This window comes from Micromonospora sp. I033 (assembly GCF_053890995.1).
Genome location: NZ_JBSSLX010000311.1, coordinates 1 through 4,994, shown reverse-complemented (window position 1 = coordinate 4,994; position 4,994 = coordinate 1). Strand labels below are relative to the sequence as shown.

Genomic DNA, 4,994 nt, shown 5'->3' with positions numbered 1-4,994 from the left:
GGGGTGTGGCAGCTGCCCGGAGGTGGGATCGAGCACGCCGAGCATCCGGCCCGGGCCGTCGAGCGTGAGTTCGCCGAGGAGACCGGGCTGGTCGTGGCGGCCGGACCGATCCGGGCCGCGGTCGCCGACGTGGCCGTCTACCGGGCCGACGGGGTCGCGGTGCACACCGACCGGCTGGTCTTCGACGTCGAGGCGCGCGGTGGGGAGCTGCGGCCGGAGCCGGTCGGGGGCAGCGACGAGGTGGGCTGGTTCACCCCGGACGAGGCGGCGGCCGTGCCGCTGATGCCGTTCACCGCCGAGCTGCTCGGGGTGCCGGTGTCGCCACTGCCGGCGGACCTGCCCCGGGCGCTGCCGCCCGGGCCGGCCGCCCCGCCCGCCGACCGGCGGCAGCGCTTCGCCGCGTACGGGCTGGTCACCGACCCGGCCGGGCGGGTGCTGCTCACCATGATCGCCGACGGTTACCCGGGCGCCGGGCGGTGGCACCTGCCCGGTGGCGGCACCGACCACGGCGAGCAGCCCGCCGCCGGCCTGCTCCGCGAACTGGTCGAGGAGGCCGGCCAGCTCGGTCGGGTGGTCGACCTGCTGGCCGTGGACAACCTGCACAACCGGGCCGCGCTCGGCCCGGAGGGGCGGCCGCTGGACTGGCACGGCGTCCGGGTGATCTACGACGTCCGGGTGGACGTTCCGACCGACGCGGTGGTGACCGAGCTCGCGGGGGGCTCCACCGCCCGCGCGGCCTGGTTCGCTCCGGAGCAGGTCAGCGCCCTGCGGATGACCGACGTGGCGGCGCGGGCAACCGGACATCGGGGGAGCTGACGCCCGCTCACCGAGCCACCGTGGGCCGCCTCCGGTACAGTCGGAAGCAGGGATCGGGCGACGAAAACGGGCGTTGAGGCCCGAGATGGGAATAAGTGAGCGGTTCGCGCGGTTAAGAGAGTTATAAGTACCGCCGGCAGCTATCGCCAACCCCCTATCCCCTGTGCAATGGTGTACTCCGCAAATGGGCTGCCGGGCCCGAAAGGTCCGGCACGAGACAGCCGGACACCCGCCCGCGTGGCGGTCACCCGATCCGGTGATGGAGGAAACGTGCCGAGAGCCCCATGGCGCCGGCGTCGTACGACTGACAGTCCGCGCCCCGCAGGGCGTCGCTGGGCGGGCCGGTTGCGCCGCAGCAGCACGTTCGCCCGCCAGGTGCTGCTGGTCCGGGTGGGCCGCCGGGACGGCGGCGCCGTCACGGGGACCGACCTGGTCACCCCCGACCACCGCTGGTCCGACCGCCAGCGTCTCCGCTACGGCCGCTACGACGCCGACGTCGAGGCCGCGCGGTACGACGCCGAGGTCGAGGCCGTGATGCCGGTCAGCCCGGCGCTCGCCCCGACCACGCCGGTCGACGAGTCGCCGGCGATGGCGATCCCGCTGCTGCCGGGCGAGCGCACCGCCGCCCGCCGGGCGAAGTTCGCGCTGGTCAACGCCTGCACCCTGAGCAGCCTCATGCTCGGCATGCTGGCGATCTTCCTGGCCATGCAGGGCGAGGTCCGGATCGCGGCGCTCTGCCTGATCGCCTGCGTGGCGTTCGACGGCCTCGACGGGGCGCTGGCCCGCAAGCTCAACGTGGCCAGCCCGTTCGGGGCGCAGATGGACTCGCTGGCCGACATGTGCTCGTTCGGCCTCGCCGCGCCGGTCGTGGTCTACGCCTCGCTGGCCGGCTCGGTGCCGCCGGCGGCCGCCGCGGTCGCCTGTGCCCTGGTCGCGGCCTGCGCCGCCATCCGGCTCGCCCGGTTCAACGTCTCGCCCAAGGACGGCCGGTTCTTCTGCGGCGTGCCGACCACCATGGCGGCCGCCGTGCTGGCCCTGACCGTGGCGATCGGGCTGCCGGTCTCCGGCCTCGTCATGGTCGGCGGCGTGGCGCTGCTCGCCTTCGCCATGGTGTCCAGCTTCCCCTACGCGAAGCTCGCTCGGCTGGTGAAGCTGCCGCCGTGGCTCTGGCTGGCCCCGGTGGTCGGCGCGCTGGTCGACATCCGGCTCACCTTCGCCCTCGTGGTGGTGGGCTACCTGGTCAGCGGCCCGGTGCTCTGGCTGCGCCAGCGTCGCACCGCCTGACCCGTACCACCGAAAAGGGGCGCCGCGAGAGCGGCGCCCCTTTTCGCGTCCAGGGATCAGGTCCAGCGGGCGATGACCGTCGAGCCGCCGACCACCTTGTCGCCGGGGCCGACCAGCGGCTCGGCGGCGTCGGCCGGCAGGTAGACGTCGGTGCGCGAGCCGAACCGGATCAGGCCGAAGCGCTCGCCCCGGGCCAGCAGCGCGCCGACCGGCGCCCGCTGCACGATCCGGCGGGCGATCAGCCCGGTCCGCTGCGCCACCACCACCGTGCCGTGGTCGGTGTCCAGCACCGTGTAGGCCGCCACGTTGTGCTCGGCGTCCGGCTTCATGGCGTTGACGAAGCCGCCGTCGGCCACGAAGTAGTCGACAACCTTGCCGGCCACCGGCGAGCGGTTGACGTGCACGTCCAGCACCGAGAGGAAGACGGCGACACGCAGCCACTCGCCCTCGCCGAAGCGCTCGTCGTGCAGCCGCTGCACCGAGAGGACCTGGCCGTCGGCCGAGGCGACCACGGCCGACGGGTCCTCCGGCACGTCCCGCTCCGGGTCCCGGAAGAACGCGGCCACCGGCGCGGCGGCCAGCGCCGGCAGCAGCCAGAGCCGCGACTTCGGCCGGGCGGCCCGGGCGAGCGCGGCCAGGCCGAGGGTGATGCCGGCCGCGGCCACCCCGTTGGAGTCGATGTGCATGCCCCGGCTCAGCGGCACGCTCGACGGCCGGTACGCCGGGGAGAGCGAGGCGGCCAGCGCGACCGGCGCCGGGGTGAAGCGCAGGTGGTGTACGCGTACCGGCGGGGAGTTGCGCAGCACCAGGTCGGTGCGGACGCCGTGCAGCACCCCCTGCCGGTCCAGCTCGGCCCCGGCGCCCTCGGTGCGGAACAGGGGCGCGGTGACGCTCAGCACGCCCCCCTCGGCGAGGTACTTCGCCAGCCCGTCGACGGCGTTCCGGGCCTCCTCAGCGGTGCCGGTGAGCGGCTCGGCGGCGACCACCACCGCGGCGGAGTCCGCCTCGGCGAGGGTGTCGACCACGCGTACCCGGTCGGCGACCCACCGGCCCTGGGCCGTCACGTGCTCGCGGAGCGCGGCGGCGGAGGCGCCCTCCGCCGGCACGACGGTGAGCCGGTCGCCGGGGAGCAGCGCCTCGATCGCCGCGGCCAGCACCGCGGACTGCGGGGTCGCGCCGACCAGCAGGCCGGCCTTCGCGTCGTTGCGCCGGGCGAACTCGCTCACGAGGGTGCGGGCGGCGCGCTCGCCGACGCGGACCGCACCGGCGGGACCGGTGACGCGCACGGCGGGGGACTGGGTCATCTCGGACGGGCTCCTGACGAGGTAGAGACGGAAGGCGGCGGGACCACCCGGGCGACCCGGCCGACCGGGAGCCCCGGCCGCGACCGGGGCGCCACGGGTGGGCCGGCCGGGCGGAGGCGAGATCTCCACCAGCCAGCATAGGCGGCGCCGTCGGGGCTCCGCACCGCCGCGGTCAGCCCGGTCCGTCCCCGCCGGTACGCGGACCGCCCCCCGGCCGGTCCGCCGTCTCGTCGACCGCCGGCAGTTCCCGGGTGGCCGGTCCGGCCGTGGCGTCGCGGCCCTCGACCGCTGCCGGCAGTTCGCGGGTGGCCGGTCCGGCCGTGGCGTCGCGGCCCTCGACCGCTGCCGGCAGTTCGCGGGTGGCCGGTCCGGCCGTGGCGTCGCGGCCCTCGACCGCTGCCGGCAGTTCGCGGGTGGCCGGTGCGGCCGTGGCGTCGCGCTCCTCGGCGGCGGGCAGCTCGCGGGTGAGGGGCTCGGCCCGCTCCGGCTCGACGGGGGACAGTTCGCGGGTCACCGGCTCGCCGGTGACCTCCGGCGACCAGTGCGGTTCCCCGTCGAACGGGCGATCCTCCCGCGCCGCGGGCGAGGCGTCGGTCACCGCGTCGGTGGCCCACTCGTCCGCCTCCGCGGCGGGCGCGCCGCTGGTCGGCGTGCCCGCCTCGTAGGGGGCGGACACAGTGGTCTCCGTCGGTTCCGGCTCGGTGTGCCGGCCCGAGCGCAACGCGCCGACCAGCCCGAGCAGTCCGATCAGGATCAGCGCGCCGGCCAGGAACCAGCCCACCGGGGGGAGCGCGAGCCCGAGGATCCGGGCCAGCAGCCACCAGGCCGACAGCCCGAGGAAGGCCAGCCCGAAGGCGAACGACACGATGTCGGTGCGGTGAGCCTTCACCGGGTCACCTCCAGGTTTCCGGCGTTCACGTGGACCAGCAGGCGCAGCGTGCCGCCGCCGCGGCCGTCCGGCCCGAGGTTGCTGTTCTCCCACTGGCGGCCGTTCAACCCGCCGGTCCGCTCGCCGAAGACGATGGCGTCACCGGCGTTGACGTCGGCCACCGTGGTGACGTCCACGTTCGGCGGCAGGACCACCGTCGCCTTGCCGAAGTTGACCGCGACGGTCACCTGGGTGTCCTTCTTGTCGAAGTCGATGCCGCGCAGGTCGAGCACGGCGTCGCCGAAGTTGTTCTCGTACCGGTCGGCCAGGTCGCGGTAGTCGGTCGGGGCCCAGGTGACGTTGCCGTCGATCCCGCGGACCCGGTCGTAGGACTCGGCGACGGTCGCGATGCCGAGCGCCGCCGCGGTCACCAGACCGAGTGCGATCAGCCAGCGGGCCCGGCCGAACCAGGTGCCCACCAGCAGCCCGAGCCCGATGGTGGCCAGCACCGCAGCGAAGTAGCCGGCCGCGCCGACCGGGAAGACGTCGAGCAGGTCGAGCATCGCCACCACACCCAGCGCCAGGAAGATCAGCGAGAAGGTGACCGCGCCGAGCGCCGAGCGCTCCTTCGGCCGCTTCGGCGGCTTGGCCGGGCGGGCCGGCGCCCACCGCGATGATGGCGACCAGCCAGCCGGCGGTGCCGGCCGCGCCGACCGAGTCGA

4 protein-coding genes and 1 pseudogene are annotated in these 4,994 nt (G+C 75.5%); 2 read left to right on the top strand and 3 right to left on the bottom strand.

Annotated features, from left to right (window positions below; all coding sequences use genetic code 11):
* Window positions 1–816 (top strand): NUDIX hydrolase (locus ACW0Q9_RS29090; protein WP_456186733.1); only part of this gene is annotated, 816 nt, incomplete at its 5' end.
* A gap of 345 nt (window positions 817–1,161) precedes the next feature.
* Window positions 1,162–2,100 carry a CDP-alcohol phosphatidyltransferase family protein gene (locus tag ACW0Q9_RS29085; protein WP_456186731.1) on the top strand — a complete coding sequence of 313 codons (939 nt, stop codon included), beginning with the start codon at window positions 1,162–1,164 and terminating at the stop codon, window positions 2,098–2,100.
* Between the two features lie 56 nt (window positions 2,101–2,156).
* Here ACW0Q9_RS29085 and ACW0Q9_RS29080 read toward each other — a convergent pair whose 3' ends face one another.
* The 3 genes and pseudogenes from ACW0Q9_RS29080 to ACW0Q9_RS29070 all read right to left on the bottom strand — a co-directional run.
* Window positions 2,157–3,404: a phosphatidylserine decarboxylase gene (locus tag ACW0Q9_RS29080; RefSeq protein WP_456186729.1), complete on the bottom strand. Its 1,248-nt coding sequence runs from the start codon at window positions 3,402–3,404 to the stop codon at window positions 2,157–2,159.
* Between the two features lie 613 nt (window positions 3,405–4,017).
* Window positions 4,018–4,293: pseudogene (locus tag ACW0Q9_RS29075) on the bottom strand (hypothetical protein); the annotation flags it as partial.
* Window positions 4,290–4,994: LiaF domain-containing protein (locus ACW0Q9_RS29070; RefSeq protein ID WP_456186727.1), on the bottom strand; the 705-nt coding region annotated here is incomplete at its 5' end. The pseudogene ACW0Q9_RS29075 and the gene ACW0Q9_RS29070, both read right to left, overlap by 4 nt.

Excerpts from the sequence above, each read along its gene's own strand:
- ACW0Q9_RS29080 (WP_456186729.1), bottom strand. The coding sequence starts at position 3,404 with ATGACCCAGTCCCCCGCCGTGCGCGTCACCGGTCCCGCCGGTGCGGTC.